This is a genomic window from Achromobacter sp. Marseille-Q0513, from assembly GCF_018195695.1.
Classification (GTDB): domain Bacteria; phylum Pseudomonadota; class Gammaproteobacteria; order Burkholderiales; family Burkholderiaceae_B; genus Achromobacter.
The window spans coordinates 1-18,624 of record NZ_JAGTJY010000028.1; the positions used below are offsets into that span (position 1 = coordinate 1).

16 protein-coding genes are annotated in these 18,624 nt (G+C 67.8%); 10 read left to right on the top strand and 6 right to left on the bottom strand.

From position 1 onward, the window contains the following. Positions 1 to 454: 454 nt before the first annotated feature. Complete coding sequence (locus tag KDH83_RS08620; protein WP_212314437.1) at positions 455 to 793, top strand: virulence factor; 339 nt, start codon at positions 455 to 457, stop codon at positions 791 to 793. Between the two features lie 274 nt (positions 794 to 1,067). Here the strand turns inward: KDH83_RS08620 and KDH83_RS08625 are convergent, their stop codons facing one another. From KDH83_RS08625 to KDH83_RS08640, 4 genes are all read right to left on the bottom strand, one after another. Further along, a complete protein-coding gene (locus KDH83_RS08625) occupies positions 1,068 to 1,316 on the bottom strand; it encodes a hypothetical protein (protein ID WP_212314439.1) in 249 nt (82 codons plus the stop codon). 306 nt (positions 1,317 to 1,622) lie between these two features. Further along, on the bottom strand, positions 1,623 to 2,969 hold the full coding sequence (gene serS / locus KDH83_RS08630; protein WP_212314441.1) for a serine--tRNA ligase: 1,347 nt from the start codon (positions 2,967 to 2,969) through the stop codon (positions 1,623 to 1,625). A gap of 45 nt (positions 2,970 to 3,014) precedes the next feature. Next, on the bottom strand, positions 3,015 to 4,355 hold the full coding sequence (locus tag KDH83_RS08635; protein ID WP_212314443.1) for a replication-associated recombination protein A: 1,341 nt from the start codon (positions 4,353 to 4,355) through the stop codon (positions 3,015 to 3,017). A gap of 126 nt (positions 4,356 to 4,481) precedes the next feature. Beyond that, on the bottom strand, positions 4,482 to 5,273 hold the full coding sequence (locus tag KDH83_RS08640) for a deaminated glutathione amidase (RefSeq protein WP_212314448.1): 792 nt from the start codon (positions 5,271 to 5,273) through the stop codon (positions 4,482 to 4,484). A gap of 216 nt (positions 5,274 to 5,489) precedes the next feature. Here KDH83_RS08640 and KDH83_RS08645 point away from each other — a divergent pair, with 216 nt between their 5' ends. From KDH83_RS08645 to KDH83_RS08685, 9 genes are all read left to right on the top strand, one after another. Continuing rightward, entirely contained in the window at positions 5,490 to 6,761 is a 1,272-nt protein-coding gene (locus KDH83_RS08645; protein WP_212314450.1) for an amino acid deaminase, read from the top strand. Between the two features lie 108 nt (positions 6,762 to 6,869). After that, the gene (locus tag KDH83_RS08650; RefSeq protein ID WP_212314452.1) at positions 6,870 to 8,429 is read left to right on the top strand and encodes an ABC transporter substrate-binding protein; all 1,560 of its coding nucleotides are present in this window, start codon (positions 6,870 to 6,872) and stop codon (positions 8,427 to 8,429) included. A gap of 88 nt (positions 8,430 to 8,517) precedes the next feature. Continuing rightward, positions 8,518 to 9,459, top strand: coding sequence for an ABC transporter permease (locus tag KDH83_RS08655; RefSeq protein ID WP_212314454.1), 942 nt, complete (start codon positions 8,518 to 8,520; stop codon positions 9,457 to 9,459). Between the two features lie 156 nt (positions 9,460 to 9,615). Further along, on the top strand, positions 9,616 to 10,488 hold the full coding sequence (locus KDH83_RS08660) for an ABC transporter permease (protein WP_212314455.1): 873 nt from the start codon (positions 9,616 to 9,618) through the stop codon (positions 10,486 to 10,488). A 2-nt stretch (positions 10,489 to 10,490) separates the two neighbouring features. Beyond that, positions 10,491 to 11,498, top strand: coding sequence for an ABC transporter ATP-binding protein (locus tag KDH83_RS08665; protein ID WP_103272893.1), 1,008 nt, complete (start codon positions 10,491 to 10,493; stop codon positions 11,496 to 11,498). Then, positions 11,495 to 12,556 carry an ABC transporter ATP-binding protein gene (locus tag KDH83_RS08670; protein WP_249204952.1) on the top strand — a complete coding sequence of 354 codons (1,062 nt, stop codon included), beginning with the start codon at positions 11,495 to 11,497 and terminating at the stop codon, positions 12,554 to 12,556. The genes KDH83_RS08665 and KDH83_RS08670 overlap by 4 nt, the downstream gene beginning before the upstream one ends. Before the next feature lie 29 nt (positions 12,557 to 12,585). Continuing rightward, positions 12,586 to 13,461, top strand: coding sequence for a MurR/RpiR family transcriptional regulator (locus tag KDH83_RS08675; protein WP_103272892.1), 876 nt, complete (start codon positions 12,586 to 12,588; stop codon positions 13,459 to 13,461). 14 nt (positions 13,462 to 13,475) lie between these two features. Beyond that, a complete protein-coding gene (locus tag KDH83_RS08680; RefSeq protein ID WP_212314456.1) occupies positions 13,476 to 14,951 on the top strand; it encodes a D-aminoacylase in 1,476 nt (491 codons plus the stop codon). A 14-nt stretch (positions 14,952 to 14,965) separates the two neighbouring features. Beyond that, the gene (locus tag KDH83_RS08685) at positions 14,966 to 15,376 is read left to right on the top strand and encodes a RidA family protein (RefSeq protein ID WP_212314459.1); all 411 of its coding nucleotides are present in this window, start codon (positions 14,966 to 14,968) and stop codon (positions 15,374 to 15,376) included. A 201-nt stretch (positions 15,377 to 15,577) separates the two neighbouring features. On the opposite strand, the gene lolA is transcribed toward KDH83_RS08685, so the two are convergent. Then, on the bottom strand, positions 15,578 to 16,213 hold the full coding sequence (lolA, locus tag KDH83_RS08690) for an outer membrane lipoprotein chaperone LolA (protein WP_212314520.1): 636 nt from the start codon (positions 16,211 to 16,213) through the stop codon (positions 15,578 to 15,580). Next, complete coding sequence (locus tag KDH83_RS08695) at positions 16,213 to 18,591, bottom strand: DNA translocase FtsK (RefSeq protein WP_212314462.1); 2,379 nt, start codon at positions 18,589 to 18,591, stop codon at positions 16,213 to 16,215. The genes lolA and KDH83_RS08695 overlap by 1 nt, the downstream gene beginning before the upstream one ends. Positions 18,592 to 18,624: the final 33 nt, after the last annotated feature.

The window sequence follows — 18,624 nt, forward strand, 5'->3', positions numbered from 1 at the left end:
CTCTATCATTCATCGTCGCTGCTGCCTGGCGTGCCCCTGCAGACCGCCTTCGCGCTCAATTGGTGCGAACGCTACGGCACCCATGCCTGGGCGGCCAACCCCTGGGTCTGGGTAGTGGAATTCCGCCGCCGGCAGGACGGACTGCAGGAAAACTGAGCGCGCGATCCGTGCATGCCGTCGCGACCGCGCCACGCCCGCCTCCCAGATGGTGACCGCCTGTAACTCCATGGCGAGAATCAGCGGGATTCCGCCGCATTTCAGTCGATTTCAGCTCCGGGTTTACCAGAGCGGAAAGCGGATGCCGCAATGCAGCGTCGCCACGCCATGACACAGGGGGACAGTTGCGTATTGTCGCCATTGCGCCTGGGGCGTTTACCAATTCCACGATGAAAGGCGGGAAAATAGCGTCGACAACTACTCAACTTTGCTGCATCACGCAGCGGGCAGGTGCAACATGAACAAATGGCTTATCGCTGGCGCGACCGCCGCCGGCCTGGTGATATCCAGCGCGGCCATGGCTCGCGTGGACGTGGGCATATCCATCGGCGTGCCCGGCGTCGTCTACCCGGCCGCTCCAGTCTACGTGGCGCCGCCCCCGCCCGTGTACGTCGCGCCGGCGCCGGTCTACGCGCCGCCCCCGCCCGTCTACTACCGCCCGGCGCCTGTCTATGTCGCGCCGCCCGTCATCTATCCCGCGCCGGTGTACTACCGCGGCGGCGGCCGCTACTGGCATGACCGCGGCGGCTACTACCGTCATGGCGGCTGGGGTCACGGTCACGGCTACCGCCGCTGATCCGGCGCGCAGCCAAGCAAAAGGCCACTCATTCGAGTGGCCTTTTTTTCGAGCAGCGCAGCCGCGCCGTTCGTGAGCTGATGCGCCAGGGGTCGGGGCGATGTCCGGTCGCCCGACGATATAGGCGAATCAGGCAGCGGGAACCTGTAGCGGCTTGCCGGCAGCGGCCGGCTTCGCCAAAGGCGCCTGCTGAACCTTGCCGCCTTCCCAACGCGACGGCTCCTGGACCAGATCGATCCACCGGCGGGGTGCGCTCGACGCCCGCCACCAACCATTATGCGGACGCATGAGCAAACTCCGGTTCACCGTTGAAACGCACGCCGTTGATTTCCTCGAACAGACTGCGGCTTTCCTGCTCCGCTTCGTCCAAGGTCGCGAACGGCTCCTGTCCGGGTACCGTCCAGCATTTTTCCGGCGCGCTGCCGCCAATGCGGCGGGTCCAGATCTGCACGCGGTAGCCCTGGCTCTCTTCCTGAGTCACCGAGCATCTCACGCGAAAATCTCCAATCATTCTTGAAGTCATGGATAACTCCTTTGTTATTTATAAGTGAATGATGCGTGTATACGCCTGCGTATTGTGCCGCAACTATCCGGCCCTTATATCGGATTACACAATTATTAACATTTAAACCAAGCACTTATCCGCGCAGATTAATCGGCAAAAGCGACAGGAATATGGCTGGCACGCATATCGCACAAGCCCATATGGGTGAACAAAACCGAGCCCGTGTTCCGAGCATAAAAAAAACGGACTCCCGAGGGAGTCCGTCATTTTTCCTTGCGTCCGGACGATGGCCGGACGGAGGAGGCCGGCGTCAGCCGCCCGCGCTCAGGGCTTGAGCACCGTCAGGCCGCCCATGTAGGGCTGCAGCGCCTTGGGCACGAGCACGCTGCCGTCCGGCTGCTGGTGGTTTTCCAGCACGGCCACCAGCGCGCGGCCCACGGCCAGGCCGGAACCGTTCAGCGTATGCACGTACTCGGGCTTGCCCTGGGCGTTGCGGAAGCGCGCCTGCATGCGGCGGGCCTGGAAGGTCTCGCAGTTGGACACCGAGGAAATCTCGCGCCAGGTGTTCTGCGCCGGCAGCCACACTTCCAGGTCGTAGGTCTTGGCCGCGCCGAAACCCATGTCGCCGGTGCACAGCAGCACCACGCGGTACGGCAGTTCCAGCAGCTGCAACACGCGCTCGGCGTGGCCGACCATGTCTTCCAGCGCCTCGTAGGACTGGTCGGGCGCGGTGATCTGCACCATCTCGACCTTGTCGAACTGGTGCTGGCGGATCATGCCGCGCGTATCGCGGCCGCCGCTGCCCGCCTCGGAGCGGAAGCACGGCGTATGGGCGGTAAGCTTGAGCGGCAGCTCGGCGGCAGCCAGGATGGCATCGCGCGCCACGCTGGTCAGCGTGATCTCGGAGGTCGAGATCAGGTACTGGTCCTCGCGCACATATGGCTTGCCCTGGTCGTCGACCTTGGGATCGTCATCGCCGCCGCCCTTGGACACGGCGAACATATCGTCCTTGAACTTGGGCAGCTGGCCCGTGCCATACAGCGTCGAGGCATTGACGATATAGGGCGTGTAGCACTCGGTGTAGCCGTGCGTGCCGGTCTGCAGGTCCAGCATGAACTGGGCCAGCGCGCGGTGCAGGCGGGCGATCGGGCCGCGCATGAACGAGAAGCGCGCGCCGGACAGCTTGGCGGCCATGTCGAAATCCAGGCCCAGCGGCTCGCCCACGGCGACGTGGTCGCGCGCTTCGAAGGCCAGAGGCTGCGGATTGCCGTCGGGGCCGGCGGCGGCCGGCAGCCAGCGGCGCACTTCGACGTTGTCGTCGGCCGACTCGCCCAGCGGCGCGCTGGCGTGCGGCAGGTTGGGCACCGACATGAGCAGCTCGTTCAGCGGCTGCTGCAGCGCGGCCAGCTCTTCTTCCAGCTGCTTCAGGCGCACCGGCACGGCCTGGGACTCGGCCATGACGGCGCTGGCGTCCTCGCCCTTGGCCTTGAGCTGGCCGATCTGCTTGGCCAGCGCGTTGCGGCGGGCTTGCAGGGATTCGGTCTCGGTCTGGACGGCCTTGCGGCGGGATTCCAGGTCGTTGAACCGTTCCGTGTCGAAGGACACGCCGCGGGTCTTGAGGCGGTCGACGACGGTTTGCAGGTCTTTGCGCAGCAGTATCGGGTCTAGCATGGTGATGTCGGTGAGGTTGCGGAAGGCAAGCGGGCCGGCGGCCCCTTACCGTTTCTTGGCGCGTTCCTGTGCGTCCAGCTCGCGCAGGAATGCCAGCTTTTGCTGGATTTTAGCCTCCAGGCCGCGGTCGGTCGGCCGGTAGAAGGAAGGATTCAATCCATCGGGGAAATACTGCTCGGCGGCGGCGTAGCCATGCGGCTCGTCGTGGGCGTAGCGATAGGCCTTGCCATGGCCCAGCTGCTTCATCAGCTTGGTCGGCGCATTGCGCAAGTGGATGGGCACCGGCGCGCTACCGTGCTCGGCCGCGAACTTGCGGGCCTGGTTGTAGGCGTTGTAGACGGCGTTGGACTTGGCGGCGCAGGCCATGTAGACCACTGCCTGGGCCAGCGCCAGCTCGCCTTCGGGCGAACCCAGTCGCTCGTAGATGTCGGCGCCATTGACGGCCAGGTCGGTGGCGCGCGGATCGGCCAGGCCGATGTCCTCGACCGCCATGCGCACCAGCCGGCGCGACAGGTATTTGGGATCGGCGCCGCCGTCGATCATGCGGCAGAACCAGTACAGCGCCGCGTCCGGATTGGAGCCGCGCACCGCCTTGTGCAAGGCGCTGATCTGGTCGTAGAAGGCGTCGCCGCCCTTGTCGAAACGCCGCAGGTTCTGCGATAGCGCGATTTCCAGCCAGGCCGCGTCCACGCTGTCACGTCCGGCGGACTGGGCCGATTCGGCCACCACTTCCACCGCGCTGATCAGCCGGCGCGCATCGCCGTCGGCCCAGGCCGCCAGCTGCTCGCGCGCGTCCGGCTCGACGCGCATGGCGGCGCCGGCCTCCAGGCCGTCGTTGAAGGCCGCGATGGCGCGGTCGACCAGCAACTGCAGCTCCTCGGGCGTGAGCGATTGCAGCACGTAGACCCGCGCCCGCGACAGCAAGGCCGAATTGACCTCGAACGAAGGGTTCTCGGTGGTCGCGCCGATGAAGGTGAACAGGCCGCTTTCGACATAGGGCAGGAAGGCATCCTGCTGCGCCTTGTTGAAGCGGTGCACCTCGTCCACGAACAGGATGGTGCGCCGCCCCTGCCCCTGCGCCACCTGGGCCACGGTGACGGCGTCGCGGATGTCCTTGACGCCGCCCAGCACTGCGGAAATGGCGATGAACTGGGCATCGAAGCCATCGGCCATCAGGCGCGCCAGCGTGGTCTTGCCCACGCCGGGCGGCCCCCAGAAGATCATGGAATGCGGCCGGCCCGATTCGAAGGCCACGCGCAGCGGCTTGTCCGGACCCAGCAGGTGCGACTGCCCGACCACGTCGGCCAGCGTGCGCGGACGCAGGCGCTCGGCCAGGGGCACGTAAGGCCGATGGGCAGGATCGGCCGCGAAGAGATCGTTGCTCATTGGCAGCAGATGGGGGAATAAGGCAAGGGTTTCAAGACAGCATTACACCACGGCAGCCATGCTGCCACGGCCGGCCGGAACCGTTCAGGACCGGACGCGCGCCGTCGCCCGTCCCGCCAGCGGCGCTCAGGCCAGCTCCGGCGCCGCGAAGCGGCGGTTGGCCAGCACGGGCAGCACCTTGCGCGCGTGCGCCAGCCGCTCGGGATCGATCTCGGTGAGCACCAGCGCCGGCCCCTCGCCGGCGCTGGCCGTTACCACGCCCAGCGGATCCACCACCATGCTGCGGCCGATGTTGCGCTCGCCGCACTCGCCCGTGGCGGCGATGTAGCAGGTATTTTCCAGCGCCCGCGCCGTCACCAGCACTTCCCAGTGGTTTTCCTTGAGCGAACCGCGCACCCAGGCCGCCGGCAGCGCCAGCAGGTCGGCGCCGTCCAGCGCCAGGCGGCGGGCCATTTCCGGGAAGCGTACGTCGTAGCAGGTCATCAGTCCGATTTTCAGGCCGTCGATCTCCAGCAGCGGCGGGATCTGGTCGCCCGGCGTGACGTTGGTCGATTCCTTCATGTTGAAGGCGTCGTACAGGTGCAGCTTGCGGTACTCGGAAATGATCTCGCCGTCGCGCAACGTGACCAGGGTGTTCCAGACGCGGCCGTCGCCCGTGGGCACGTGCACGCAGAACATGGTGGCCAGCCGCGAGCCCCGGCTGGCGGCGAGCAGGCGGGACACGAAGGGGCCGTCCAGCGGCTGGGCCGCCTTGAGCACGATCTGCGGGTCGGTGATATCGCGGGCCAGGATGCCTTCCGGCAGGATCAGCAGGCCGGCGCCGGCCTCGCTGGCGCGCCGCATCAGGTCCTCGCAGACCTGGGCATTTTCTTCCCAGACGCGGCTGACGGCGAACTGGCCCAAGGCGACTTTCAGCATGGTTTTTCCTCGAAACGGAGTGGCGGCCGGGCGGCGCCGCCCTGGCGGGCGATGCCTGCGCGACTGCGCGGCCCTCCATTGTCGCGCCTTCCGCCCCGAGACGGGCGTCTTAGGGAAACCCCCAGCTCCCGCTTGTAAATTTCTTTCACGATAATGAAAAAAAACGGATTTCCCGTAAATATTTTCCAAGACTGTCCACCAAGACCCGCCAGCGCCATGAGCATCTCCTCCTTCCCCGCAGCCCCCCTGGACGTGAACGGCAAAGGCCTCGGCGCCTTCCCCGCCTCCTGTACCACCGCCGGCGTGGCGGACCTGGGCTGGAACCTGCTGGCCGAGGACGTCAGCCTGCCGGCCGCCGTACTGTACGAAGCCCGCGTGCGCCACAACCTGCAGTGGATGCAGCGCTTCATGGAAGCCTACCGCGTCAAGCTGGCGCCGCACGGCAAGACCACCATGAGCCCGGCCCTGTTCCAGCGCCAGATCGACGGCGGCGCCTGGGGCATCACGCTGGCGAACGCGCCCCAGGTGCAGGCCGCGCACAACCACGGCATCCGCCGCGTGCTGATGGCCAACCAGCTGGTGGGCCGCGCCAACATGGCCATCATCGCCCGCATCCTGCGCCAGGATCCGGACTTCACCTATTTCTGCATCATCGACTCGCCGGCCAATGCCGCCCACCTGGGCGCCTACTTCGGCGAACAGGGCCTGACGCTGCCCGTGCTGATCGAGCTGGGCCCGGCCGGCGGCCGCACCGGCGTGCGCGACGACGCGCAATTCCAGGCGGTGGCCGACGAGATCGCCCGCTGGCCCGCGCTGGCCCTGGCCGGCATCGAAGTCTACGAAGGCGTGCTGCAGGAAGAACAGGCCATCCGCGCCTTCCTGCGCCGCGCCACCGGCGCGCTGCGCGGCCTGGCCGAAGCGGGCCGCCTGCGCAAGAACGGCCCGGCGCTGATCTCCGGCGCCGGCTCGGCCTGGTTCGACGTGGTGGCCGAGGAATTCTCGAATCTGGACATCGGCGCGCCGCTGGACGTGGTGCTGCGCCCCGGCTGCTACCTGTCGCACGACGTGGGCGTCTACCGCTCGGCGGCCGAGCGCATCAACGCGCACAACCCCGTGGCCCGCAAGATGGATCCGGGCCTGCAGCCCGCGCTGCAGGTCTGGGCCTACGTGCAATCGCTGCCCGAGCCGGGCCGCGCCATCATCGCGCTGGGCAAGCGCGACGCCGCCTTCGACGCCGGCCTGCCCACGCCCGCCCTGCGCTACCGTCCCGGCCAGGCCGCCCCCGGCGCCGCCCCGGCGCACTGGAAGCTGACGGCCATGATGGACCAGCACGCCTTCATGCAGATCGGCGAAGGCGACGACATCCAGGTCGGCGACATGATCGCCTTCGACATCTCCCATCCCTGCCTGACGTTCGACAAGTGGCGCCAGGTCCTGCTGGTGGACGAGCAATTCCGCGTCATCGACGTCGCGGAAACATTTTTCTAAGAAGCGCCCCTGCAGTAATGCGCCAGGCCCCCGAGGGGGAAAAACTTGGGACGGCCCGGCGCTTTCCTGAATCACGCGACAACTGTTTTTGACCCTCTGGAGAGAGACATGAACTTCCGCACCTCCCGGCGCGGCGGGCTGCAACGCCTGCTGCTGGCCGGCGCCATCGGCTTGACCACCCTGTCCGCCCCTGCCTTCAGCGCCCCGACGCCGGTCAAGGGAGGCACGATATCGGTCGCCACCATCGGCGAACCGCCGACGCTGGATCCGATGAGCAGCACCGCCGACCTGGTCGGGATCCTGACGCAGCATTTCTTCGAAACGCTGTATACCTTCGACGCCCAGTGGAACCTGACCCCGCTGCTGGCCGACAAGATGCCCGAGATCAGCGCCGACGGCCTGGTCTACACGATTCCGCTGCGCCAGGGCATCACCTTCCACGACGGCTCGAAGATGGATTCGTCCGACGTGCTGGCCTCGCTCAAGCGCTGGACCGAAACCGCCACGCGCGGCAAGGGCGCCGCCAAGGTCATCTCCAGCATCGAGGCGCCCGACGCCAACACCATCCGCATCACGCTCAAGCAGCCCTACTCGCCGCTGACCGCGCTGCTGGCCATGAACAATGCCGCCGCCGTCATCATGCCCAAGGGCAAGATCGCCCCGGTCCTGACCGAGATCGTCGGCACCGGCCCCTATCAGCTCAAGGCCCGCGTGCCGGACCAGTACATCCAGCTGGTGCGCTTCGACGGCTACAAGCAGCGCGAAGGCGAGCCCGACGGCTACGGCGGCGCCCGCAAGCAGTACCTGGACGAAATCCGCTTCGTGCCGGTGAGCAACGCCAACACCCGCACCGAAGCCGCCGTGGCCGGCCAGTTCGACTACGTCGACTCGCTGCCGGTGGAATCGCTGGACAAGCTCAAGGGCGGCCGTTCCGACCCGGTCATGCTCAAGCCTTTCGGCTGGCCGCGCCTGGTGCTCAACACCAAGCAGGGCATCATGTCCAACCTGGCCGTGCGCCAGGCCGTGCAGCTGGCGCTGAACGAAGAGGACATGCTGTTCGCCGCCTTCGGCAACAAGGAGTTCTACAAGCTCAACGGCGACCTGTACCCCGAGGGCTACCCCTGGGCCACGTCGCTGGGCGGCAAGGTCTACAACAAGGCCGACACCGCCGCCGCCAAGAAGCTGCTGGACGGCGCCAACGTCGCCGACAAGAAGATCCGCATCCTGACCAGCCAGCAGTACGAGTTCCACTACAAGATGGCGCTGGTCGCCGCCGAGTACCTGAAGGCCGCCGGCTTCACGGTGGACATGCAGGTGGTGGACTGGGCCACGCTGACGCAGCGCCGCCAGGATCCGGCCGTGTGGGACATCTTCATCACCCACAGCGTGTTCCTGCCCGAGCCCGCCCTGATCGACTTCCCGTCCAAGGACGCGCCGGGCTGGTGGGACACGCCGCGCCGCGCCCAGGTCATGGACGCGTACAACCAGGCGCGCACCCAGGAAGAACGCGTCAAGCGCTGGGCCGACGTGCAGCAGGCCGTGTATGACGAGATCCCCTTCATCAAGGTCGGGGACTTCAACGCCCAGGGCGCGCGCTCGCCGTCGCTGCAGGGCACCAAGCCGGCGCCGTGGCCGTTCTTCTGGAATGCCTGGAAGAGCGCCAAGTAAGCAATGCGCAGGGCGGCTGGCCGTTCAGGCGGCCGCCCCGCCCCTTGCAGGAATGCCCCGAGTTTTCGCCTTGATCTAGGACACCATCGTGTTGCGTTATCTCTTGAACCGGCTGGTCGGGCTGGTGGCCGTGATGTTCATCGTCGCGACCATCGTGTTCGTGATCATCCGCATCACGCCGGGCGACCCGGCCGCCGTCATGCTGGGCCCCCAGGCCAGCCAGCAGGACATCGACGCGCTGCGCGCGCAGCTCGGACTGGACCAGCCCTTCGCCGTGCAGTACGTGGGCTGGCTGGGCAAGCTGGTCCAGGGCGACCTGGGGCAATCCATCTTCATGAACAAGCCGGTGCTGTCGGCGCTGGCCGACCGCGCCGAACCCACGCTGCTGCTGACGCTGATGTCGCTCATCATCGCCAGCGCCATCGCGCTGCCGGTGGGCATCCTGTCCGCCGTCAAGCGCGGCACCACGCTGGACCAGTCGGTACTGTCGTTCTCGATGTTCACCTCCAGCGTGCCCAGCTTCTGGCTGGGACTGTTGCTGATGCAGGTCTTCTCGGTGAAGCTGGGCTGGCTGCCCGTGGCCGGCTACGGCGGCCCGGACGCCTCGCTGGCGACGCGGCTGTCGCACCTGATCCTGCCGGCGGTGGTGCTGGGCCTGGTGAACTCGGCGCTGATCACCCGCTTCATCCGCGCCAGCATGCTGGACGTGCTGCGCGACGACTACGTTCGCACCGCCCGCGCCAAGGGCCTGCCGGAAGGCCAGGTGATCCTCAAGCACGCGGTGCGCAACGCGCTCATCCCCATCCTGACGGTGCTGGGCCTGACCACGGCGCTGCTGATCAGCGGCGCCGTCGTGACCGAGACCGTGTTCGGCCTGCCCGGCGTGGGCAGCCTGGTGGTGTCGGCGGTGCTGCGGCGCGACTACCCGGTGATTCAGGGCGCGCTGCTGATCATCGCGGCGATCTACGTGCTGATCAATCTGTTCATCGACTTGCTGTATCTACTGGTGGACCCCCGCGTCCGCTATTGATGGAGGCCCACCCCCGCAGCGCTGCGCGCTTCCCACCTGGGCGGCCCCCCTCGAGGGGGCATGCCAACGGACCGGCAAAGCCGGCTCCGCGGCATCCCGATTGGGCCGCAGTTGCGCAGACGTTGTCGGTGACGCGCCGCGCTTTGGAGAATTGATATGACGAACGCAACAACCGTAAGCCCCGGCGGCGTAGACCGCTGGCAGGTGCTGCGCCTGCTGGTTTCGCGCAAGACCGTGCTGATCAGCCTGATCGTGCTGATCGTGCTGATCGGCGCCGCGCTGCTGGCCCCCTGGGTCAGCCCCTACGACCCCATGAAGCTGTCCATCATGAACCGGCTCAAGGCGCCCGGCGCCGCGCATTGGTTCGGCACCGACGATTTCGGCCGCGACGTATTCAGCCGCGTGATCCACGGCGGCCGGCTGTCGCTGACGGTGGGCTTCTCGGTGGTGGTGCTGTCCAGCGTGCTGGGCATCGCGCTGGGCCTGGTCGCCGGCTTCTTCCGCTCGGCCGACAAGATCGTCTCGCGCGTGATCGACGCCATGATGGCCTTCCCCGACATCCTGCTGGCCATCTCGCTGGTGGCCGCGCTGGGCCCGTCGCTGACCAACGTGGTGATCGCGCTGGGCATCGTGTACACGCCGCGCCTGGCGCGCATCGTGCGCGCCTCGACGCTGGTGATCCGCGAGCTGCCCTTCGTCGAAGCCGCCCGCGCGCTGGGCGTGCCGACCTGGCGCATCATCAGCGTGCACGTGCTGCGCAACCTGGTGTCGCCCATCCTGGTGCAGGGCACCTTCATCTTCGCCTACGCGATCCTGGCCGAAGCCGGCCTGTCGTTCCTGGGCGTGGGCGTATCGCCCGACATTCCCACCTGGGGCACCATGATCAACGCCGGCCAGCAGTACATGGGCTCGGCCGACTGGATCATGATCTTCCCCGGCATCGCCATCATTCTTTCGGTGCTGTCGCTGCAGCTGGTCGGCGACGGCCTGCGCGACGTGCTGGACCCGCGCCTGCGCAAGGAGCTTTGATCATGTCGGCAAGCACCCGAGACGTCGTGCTGTCCGTTGAAGGACTCAAGACCTGGTTCCACAGCCGCGACGGCGTGGCCAAATCCGTGGACGGCGTCACCTTCGACCTGGCCCGCGGCGAAACGCTGGCCATCGTGGGCGAGTCCGGTTCCGGCAAGTCCGTGACCAGCCTGTCCATCATGGGCCTCCTGCCCAAGCCCGCGGGCCGCATCGAGGCCGGCAAGATCCGCTTCCGCGACCGCAAGGGCCAGGAGCATGACCTGGCGCGGGCCACGCCCGCCACGCTGCGGCGCATCCGCGGTGCCGAGATCGCGATGATCTTCCAGGAGCCCATGACCAGCCTGAACCCGCTGTACACGGTGGGCGACCAGATCGCCGAGGCCATCCTGCTGCACGAGGGCGGCTCGCGCGCCGACGCCCTGCGCCGCGCCCGCGAAATGCTGGAGCGCGTCGAGATCCCGGCGGCCGAGCGCCGTGTCAACGAGTACCCGCACCAGATGTCCGGCGGCATGCGCCAGCGCGTGATGATCGCGCTGGCCCTGGCCTGCAACCCGGCGGTGCTGATCGCCGACGAGCCGACCACGGCGCTGGACGTGACGGTGCAGGCGCAGATCCTGGACCTGCTGCGCCGCCTGCAGGCCGAGATGAACATGAGCATCCTGTTCATCACCCACAACCTGGGCGTGGTGGCCGAGATCGCGCACCGCGTGGCGGTGATGTACGCCGGCCGCGTGGTCGAGGACGCCGGCGTCTACGACCTGTTCGAGAAGCCCACGCATCCCTACACCCGCGGACTGCTGTCCTGCCTGCCCACTGCCGCCCTGCTGGCCTCGGGCGAACGGCTGCGCGCCATTCCCGGCAACGTGCCCAGCGTGCTGTCGCTGCCGGCCGGCTGTACCTTCGCGCCGCGCTGCCCGCAGGCCGACGACAGCTGCCGGCGCGACGTGCCCGAACTGATTCCGGTGCAGCCCGAGCACCGTGCGCGCTGCATCAAGGTGACCCCGCTATGAACGCCCTCTCCCACAACGAGAACGCTGCGACGCCAGCCCTGGAGCCGGCCGCCGCCGGCCGCTCGCGCCAGCCCGCCGTCCGCGCCGCCGATCCGCTGGTGCGCATCGAGGAACTGAAGGTCCATTTCCCCACCTCGCAATCGCGCAACGCGCCCATGGTCAAGGCGGTGGACGGCGTCACCTTCGACGTGCCGCGCAACACCATCGTCGGCCTGGTCGGCGAGTCCGGCTCGGGCAAGACCACCACCGGCCGCGCGCTGCTGCGCCTGTTCGCGCCGACCGCCGGCCGCATCCTGTTCGACGGCCAGGACATCACGAACCTGAACGAAAAGCAGATGCTGCCGTGGCGTCGCCGCATGCAGATCGTGTTCCAGGACCCCTACGCCAGCCTCAACCCGCGCATGACGGTGTCCGAGATCCTGGGCGAGGCGCTGAACACGCACAAGCTGGCGCAGAACCGCCGCGCGGCCCGCATCGGCGAACTGCTGGAACGCGTCGGCCTGAACGCCGATCACGCGCGCCGCTATCCGCACGAGTTCTCGGGCGGCCAGCGCCAGCGCATCGGCATCGCCCGCGCACTGGCGGTGGAGCCTGACTTCATCGTGGCCGACGAGCCGGTCTCGGCGCTGGACGTGTCGGTCCAGGCGCAGGTGCTGAACCTGCTGCAGGACCTGCAGCGCGACCTGGGCCTGACCATGCTGTTCGTGGCCCACGACCTGGCGGTAGTGGACTACCTGTGCGACGAAGTCGTGGTGATGTACCTGGGCCGCGTGATGGAACGCGGCCCCACCAGCGAGGTGTACGCCCGGCCGCGCCACCCCTATACTCGCGCCCTGCTGTCGGCCGCGCCGGTGCCCGATCCGCGCGCGCCGCGCTCGCGCATCCTGCTCAAGGGCGACATCCCCAGCCCGGTCAACCCGCCGTCGGGCTGCGTGTTCCGCACCCGCTGCCCGCACGCGACCGAGGCCTGCGCCGCGCCGCTGCCGCCGGCCGTCAACGTCGGACCGGGGCATCATGTGGCCTGTATCCGCCTCGGAGACCCCGAGCTGGCGGCCTAGCACGCGCCCCCCGATCCAGGACCCTGCCCATGAAGAACAACATCCGCGACATCGTTTTCCAGATACGCAGCCGGCGCGACGACCTGAGCGTCACCGAGCGCAAGGTCGCCGACGCCATCCTGGACAACATCATCTGGAGCGCCAGCGCCACGGTCGACCAGCTGGCCGCCAAGGCCAGCGTCAGCATCGCCACGATCTCGCGCTTCGCCCGCACGGTGGGCTGCGAGGACACCCGCGACCTGAAGATGAAGCTGGCCCAGGCCAGCACCGTGGGCAGCCGCTTCCTGGACCCCACCGCGCCGGCCGAGGAAAGCACGTTCTACGCGCGCATCTACGCCGACATCGAAAGCACGCTGCGCGCGCACCTGCCGACCTTCACCGAGCAGCTGTTCGGCCAGGCCACGGCCATCGCGCACGAAGCGCGCATGATCTACGTGTTCGGCATGGGCGGCGCGTCCGCCGTGCTGGCGCAGGAAGTGCAGTCGCGGCTGGTGCGGCTGGGCTATCCCATCGCGGTCTACACCGACGCGGTGCTGCTGCGCATGGTCGCCGCCACACTGGACGAGCGCGACGCGGTGCTGATCCTGTCGGCCTCGGGCCTGACGCCCGAGATCCTGGGCGCGGCGCGCATCGTCAAGCAGTACCGCGCCCGCATCGTCGCCATCACCGACGCGACCTCGCCGCTGGCGGAGATGGCCGACGTGGTGCTGCCGATCCGCACCGACGAGACCGACTTCATCTACAAGCCTTCGGCCTCGCGCTACGCCATGATGCTGGCGATCGACCTGCTGGCCACCGAGCTGGCCATGCTGCATCAAGAAGAAAACCGTGAACGCCTGCGCCGCATCAAGCTGGCGCTGGACGGCTACCGCGGCGGCCCGAACCGGCTGCCGCTGGGCGATTGAACCTGGAACAGAAGATGTTTGACACTCTCATACGCGACGTGCGCGTGCTGGACGGCAGCGGCCAGGCCGAATACCGCGCCAGCGTGGCGCTGGAAGGCGGACGCATCGCCGCCATCGGCGAGCTGCCCGGCGCCCAGGCGCGGCACGTGGTCGACGGCGACGGCCTGGCGCTGGCGCCCGGCTTCATCGACGTGCACACGCACGACGACACCAACGTCATCCGCACGCCGGGCATGCTGCCCAAGCTCTCGCAGGGCGTGACCACGGTGGTGGTGGGCAATTGCGGCATCAGCGCCTCGCCCGTCTCGCTGCGCGGCGAACCGCCGGATCCCATGAACCTGCTGGGCGCGCGCGAGGATTTCAGCTATCCCAGCTTCGCCGACTACACCCGCGCCATCGAGGCCGCGCAGCCGGCGGTGAACGTGGCGGCGCTGGTGGGCCACACCGCCCTGCGCAATAACCACATGGACCGGCTGGACCGCAGCGCCACCCGCGACGAGGTCCTGGCCATGCGCGAGCAGCTGCGCGAGGCGCTGGCGCACGGCGCCATCGGCCTGAGCACCGGCCTGGCCTACGGCTCGGCCATCGAGGCCGACACCGAAGAGGTCAAGCTGCTGGCCGAGGCGCTGGACGAGTTCGGCGCGCTCTACACCACGCACCTGCGCTCGGAGTTCGCCGCCATCCTGGAAGCCATGCAGGAAGCGTTCGACATCGCCCTGCACGCGCGCGTGCCGGTAGTGGTGTCGCACCTGAAATGTGCCGGCGCCGGCAACTGGGGCCGCACGAAGGAAGTGCTGTTCAAGCTGGAGAACGCCGGCAAGATGCAGCGCGTGGGCTGCGACTGCTATCCCTATTCCGCCAGCTCGTCCACGCTGGACCTGAAGCAGGTCACGGACGAGTTCGACATCATCATCAACTGGTCCGTGCCGCACCCGGACCAGGCCGGCCGCAAGCTGGCCGAGATCGCCGCCGACTGGAACGTGACGCTGCTGGAAGCGGCCAGGCGCCTGCAGCCGGCCGGCGCCGTCTATCACAACATGCACGAGGACGACGTACGGCGCGTGCTGTCGCACCCGCTCACCATGGTGGGCTCGGACGGCCTGCCCAACGATCCCATGCCGCATCCGCGACTGTGGGGCGCCTTCCCGCGCGTGCTGGGCCACTACAGCCGCGACGCCGGCCTGTTCCCTCTGAACCAGGCGGTGCACAAGATGACCGGCCTGTCGGCCGCGCGCTACGGCCTGGCCGGACGCGGCCTGATCCGCGAGGGCTATCACGCCGACGTGGTGCTGTTCAATCCGGACACCGTGATCGACCGCGCCACCTTCGCCGATCCGGTGCAGGCGGCGGCCGGCATCGAGGCGGTCTGGGTCAACGGCGCCCTGTCCTATCTACACGGGCAGCCCACCGGCGAACGCGCCGGCCGCTGGCTGCCGCGCAATGGCGACCTGCGCGCGAGCTTCGCGGCGGCGTCCTCTCCCACTCTCTAAGCAAGGAGCACATCATGAGCAATTCCTCCACCACCGACAGCAACGGCATCACCCGCTACGGCGTGGCCGGCGGCACCGGCCAGGGCGGCTCGCACATGCCCTTCGCGCGCGCCGTGGCCGCCGACGGCTGGCTATACGTCTCGGGCCAGGTCCCCATGGAAAACGGCGAAGTCATCGAAGGCGGCACCGTGGCCCAGTCGCACAAGGCCATCCAGCAGGTGCTGGCCATCCTGAAGGAAGCCGGCTACGGCCCCGAGCACGTGGTCCGCTGCGGCGTGTGGCTGGACGACGCGCGCGACTTCCCGTCGTTCAACAAGGTGTTCAAGGAATACTTCGGCGCAAACCCGCCGGCGCGCGCCTGCGTGCAATCGCCGCTGATGGTCGACGCCAAGGTCGAGATCGATTGCGTGGCGTATAAGAAGTAGCCCCCCCCGAAGCGCTGCGCGCTTCCCCCCCAGGGGGGCGCCGCTGCGGACCGGCGGAGCCGGATCCGCGCGGCCTGGCTAGCGACGCCGGCGCACGCGCCTCCATTCTTGTAGTGTGCCAAAGCAAACGGCCCCACGATTTTTCGTGAGGCCGTTTGCTTTTGGGGCGGCGTGGCGTCGCCTGCATCCACCTAGGCCGCCTTACATCTTGACCACATCCACGCCCTTGGGCGCGGTGAACTGGAATTCCTTGGCGCCGATCGACGGGTTCGGCGTGATGCCCGACAGGTCCACGCGCGTGGTCTGGCCGAAGGAATCCAGCAGCTCGACGCGCGCCGGCAGGTTGTCCTTCAGGCCGATGTCCACGCGCGAAAAACCGGCGTCGGCGTTGCGCGGCTTGGCGCGCAGCCAATCCAGGCCGTCCTTGGACGGCAGCGCCGACACCTCGAACGACTGCTCCAGCGAACCCGAGCCGAACAGGATCGCGGCGGGCGAGGTGCCGATGGCGGCATCGACCTTGCGATCGGTCACCTGCAAGAGGTCCGGATCGTATTGATAGACCTTGGCGCCGTCGGAGATCACCAGCTGTTCATAGGGTTTCTGCACCGCCCATTTGAACTTGCCCGGGCGCTGGAACGAGAACGTGCCCGTCTGCGCCGGCTGGGTGCGGCCCTGGGCGTTCACCGTGTATTGCGAGAACGAGCCGGTGGCCGCGTTCACCTTGCCCACGAAATCGCGCAGCTGCTCCTGCGCGCTGGCGGCCGCGGCGGGCGCGGATGCCAGGGCCGAAGCCATGCACAGGGCCGCCGCGGCGGCCAGGCCTTGGAACATCTTCATCATGCTTCCTCTCGGGCTGCGGCCGGCACCAGGATGTCCCGGTTGCCATTGGACTGCATCGCCGACACCATACCCGATTGCTCCATCTGCTCCAGTAACCGGGCCGCGCGGTTGTAACCAATCCGCAGATGGCGCTGCACCAGCGAGATGGACGCGCGGCGGTGCTTGAGCACCACTTCGCAGGCCTGGTCGTACATGGGATCCGATTCGGCGTCGCCGCCGATGCCGGTGACGCTGCCCGCGCCTTCCGCGCCGTCGCCGTCCAGGCCGCCCTCGAGCAGGCCTTCGATGTAGTTCGGCTCGCCCTGGGCCTTGAGGCTCTCGACCACGCGGTGCACTTCATCGTCGCCGACGAAGGCGCCGTGCACGCGCACCGGCAGGCCGGTGCCCGGCGGCATGTAGAGCATGTCGCCCTGGCCCAGCAGGGTTTCGGCGCCCATCTGGTCAAGAATGGTGCGCGAGTCGATCTTGGACGAGACCTGGAAGGCGATGCGGGTCGGGATGTTGGCCTTGATCAGGCCGGTGATCACGTCCACGCTGGGGCGCTGGGTGGCCAGGATCAGGTGGATGCCGGCGGCGCGCGCCTTCTGCGCCAGGCGCGCGATAAGCTCTTCGATCTTCTTGCCCACCACCATCATCAGGTCGGCCAGCTCGTCGATGACCACCACGATGGTGGGCAGCGGCGCCAGCGGCTCGGGCTGGTCGGGCGTCAGCGAGAACGGATTGGGGATGGGTTCCTCGCGCTTGATGGCGTCGCGGATCTTGGTGTTGTAGCCGGCCAGGTTGCGCACGCCCATCTTGCTCATCAGGCGGTAGCGCTTTTCCATTTCGCCCACGCACCAGTTCAGCGCGTTGCCGGCCTGGCGCATGTCCGTGACCACCGGCGCCAGCAGGTGCGGAATGCCTTCGTAGACGCTCATTTCGAGCATCTTCGGGTCGATCAGGATCAGGCGGGTGTGCGAGGCGTCGGCCTTGTAGAGCAGCGACAGGATCATGGCGTTGATCCCGACCGACTTGCCCGAGCCGGTGGTGCCGGCCACCAGCAGGTGGGGCATCTTGGCCAGGTCGGCCACCACCGGATTGCCGGCGATGTCCTTGCCCAGCGCCATCGTCACCACCGAGTGGCTGGCGTGGTAGGTCTGCGAACCCAGGATTTCCGACAGCTTGACCATCTGGCGGCGCGGGTTGGGCAGCTCCAGGCCCATCAGGTTCTTGCCGGGTATGGTTTCCACCACCCGGATGCTGACCAGGCTGAGCGCGCGCGCCAGGTCCTTGGCCAGGTTGACGATCTGGCTGCCCTTGACGCCGGTGGCCGGCTCGATCTCGTAGCGCGTGATGACCGGGCCGGCCTGCGCCGCCACCACGGTGACGGACACGCCGAAGTCAGCCAGCTTCTTTTCGATCAGGCGCGAGGTGAATTCGATGGTCTCGGCCGACACGGTTTCCTGGTTGGGCGGCGGCGGATCGAGCAGGCTGATGGCGGGCAGGTCGCCCTCGGCGCCCGGCGGCGGGGCGAAGAACAGCGACTGCTGCTTTTCCTTTTCCACGCGCTCGGACTTGGGCACCACGGTGATGGCGGGCTCGATGCGCACGGGCTGCTCATGGACCAGCTTTTCCTGCTTGGCCACCACCTGCTCGGTGCGCACGGCCTTGGCCACTTCACCGACCTTGCGGTCCTCGCGCGCGGCATAGGAGCTGCGCACGCGGAACACCATGCCTTCGATCCAGGCGCCGACCCGCTCGGCGATGTTCAGCCAGGAAAACGAGAAGAACAGGCTCAGGCCGATGGCCAGCATGACCAGGAAGGCCAGCGTGCTGCCAGTGAAGCCGATGCTGCGGCCGATCAGGTCGGCCAGGGTGTGGCCGATGACGCCGCCCGCGCCGCTGGCGTGCTCGGACGCGCCGGGCAGGTGCATGCCGCGGCTGGGCAGGCGCAGGGCCTCCATGCCGAGCGAACCGACCATCAGCAGGAAGAAGCCGATGCCCTCTTCCCAGTGGACGCGGGGCAGGACTTCGGGTTGCTTACCATTGGTAACTTTAAGTTGGCTGGCCAGGCGGCGGTAGCCGGCCCGGACGCGGTGCAAAAGCAACACCACCCACCACCAGGCGGAAAATCCGAACAGATAGAGCAGGATGTCGGCCAGATAGGCGCCCAGCATGCCGCCGCGGTTGTGCACCGCGCCGGCGGGCACCGAGTGCGACCAGCCGGGATCGGCGGCGTTCCAGGTGGCCAGCACCAGGGTCAGCCAGGCCGCCAGGGCGGCGAAAAGGATCCAGCGGGCCTCGCGCAGCAGCGAGGATAGTCGTGTCTGCAGCGGGGAAGGTCCGTTGCGGGTATTGCGCGAGGCGCGTGGAGAGGCATTCGAGATACGCGGCATGCGGCTCATTATAATTGGGCGTCAATCTAAAGA

What these genes read in the sequence shown, in the direction of transcription:
- lolA (WP_212314520.1), bottom strand. Translation starts at nt 16,213, where the DNA reads ATGAAGATGTTCCAAGGCCTGGCCGCCGCGGCGGCCCTGTGCATGGCT.
- serS (WP_212314441.1), bottom strand. Translation starts at nt 2,969, where the DNA reads ATGCTAGACCCGATACTGCTGCGCAAAGACCTGCAAACCGTCGTCGAC.
- KDH83_RS08685 (WP_212314459.1), top strand. Translation starts at nt 14,966, where the DNA reads ATGAGCAATTCCTCCACCACCGACAGCAACGGCATCACCCGCTACGGC.
- KDH83_RS08665 (WP_103272893.1), top strand. Translation starts at nt 10,491, where the DNA reads ATGTCGGCAAGCACCCGAGACGTCGTGCTGTCCGTTGAAGGACTCAAG.
- KDH83_RS08660 (WP_212314455.1), top strand. Translation starts at nt 9,616, where the DNA reads ATGACGAACGCAACAACCGTAAGCCCCGGCGGCGTAGACCGCTGGCAG.
- KDH83_RS08645 (WP_212314450.1), top strand. Translation starts at nt 5,490, where the DNA reads ATGAGCATCTCCTCCTTCCCCGCAGCCCCCCTGGACGTGAACGGCAAA.
- KDH83_RS08640 (WP_212314448.1), bottom strand. Translation starts at nt 5,273, where the DNA reads ATGCTGAAAGTCGCCTTGGGCCAGTTCGCCGTCAGCCGCGTCTGGGAA.
- KDH83_RS08675 (WP_103272892.1), top strand. Translation starts at nt 12,586, where the DNA reads ATGAAGAACAACATCCGCGACATCGTTTTCCAGATACGCAGCCGGCGC.
- KDH83_RS08695 (WP_212314462.1), bottom strand. Translation starts at nt 18,591, where the DNA reads ATGCCGCGTATCTCGAATGCCTCTCCACGCGCCTCGCGCAATACCCGC.
- KDH83_RS08670 (WP_249204952.1), top strand. Translation starts at nt 11,495, where the DNA reads ATGAACGCCCTCTCCCACAACGAGAACGCTGCGACGCCAGCCCTGGAG.
- KDH83_RS08625 (WP_212314439.1), bottom strand. Translation starts at nt 1,316, where the DNA reads ATGACTTCAAGAATGATTGGAGATTTTCGCGTGAGATGCTCGGTGACT.
- KDH83_RS08620 (WP_212314437.1), top strand. Translation starts at nt 455, where the DNA reads ATGAACAAATGGCTTATCGCTGGCGCGACCGCCGCCGGCCTGGTGATA.
- KDH83_RS08635 (WP_212314443.1), bottom strand. Translation starts at nt 4,355, where the DNA reads ATGAGCAACGATCTCTTCGCGGCCGATCCTGCCCATCGGCCTTACGTG.
- KDH83_RS08650 (WP_212314452.1), top strand. Translation starts at nt 6,870, where the DNA reads ATGAACTTCCGCACCTCCCGGCGCGGCGGGCTGCAACGCCTGCTGCTG.
- KDH83_RS08680 (WP_212314456.1), top strand. Translation starts at nt 13,476, where the DNA reads ATGTTTGACACTCTCATACGCGACGTGCGCGTGCTGGACGGCAGCGGC.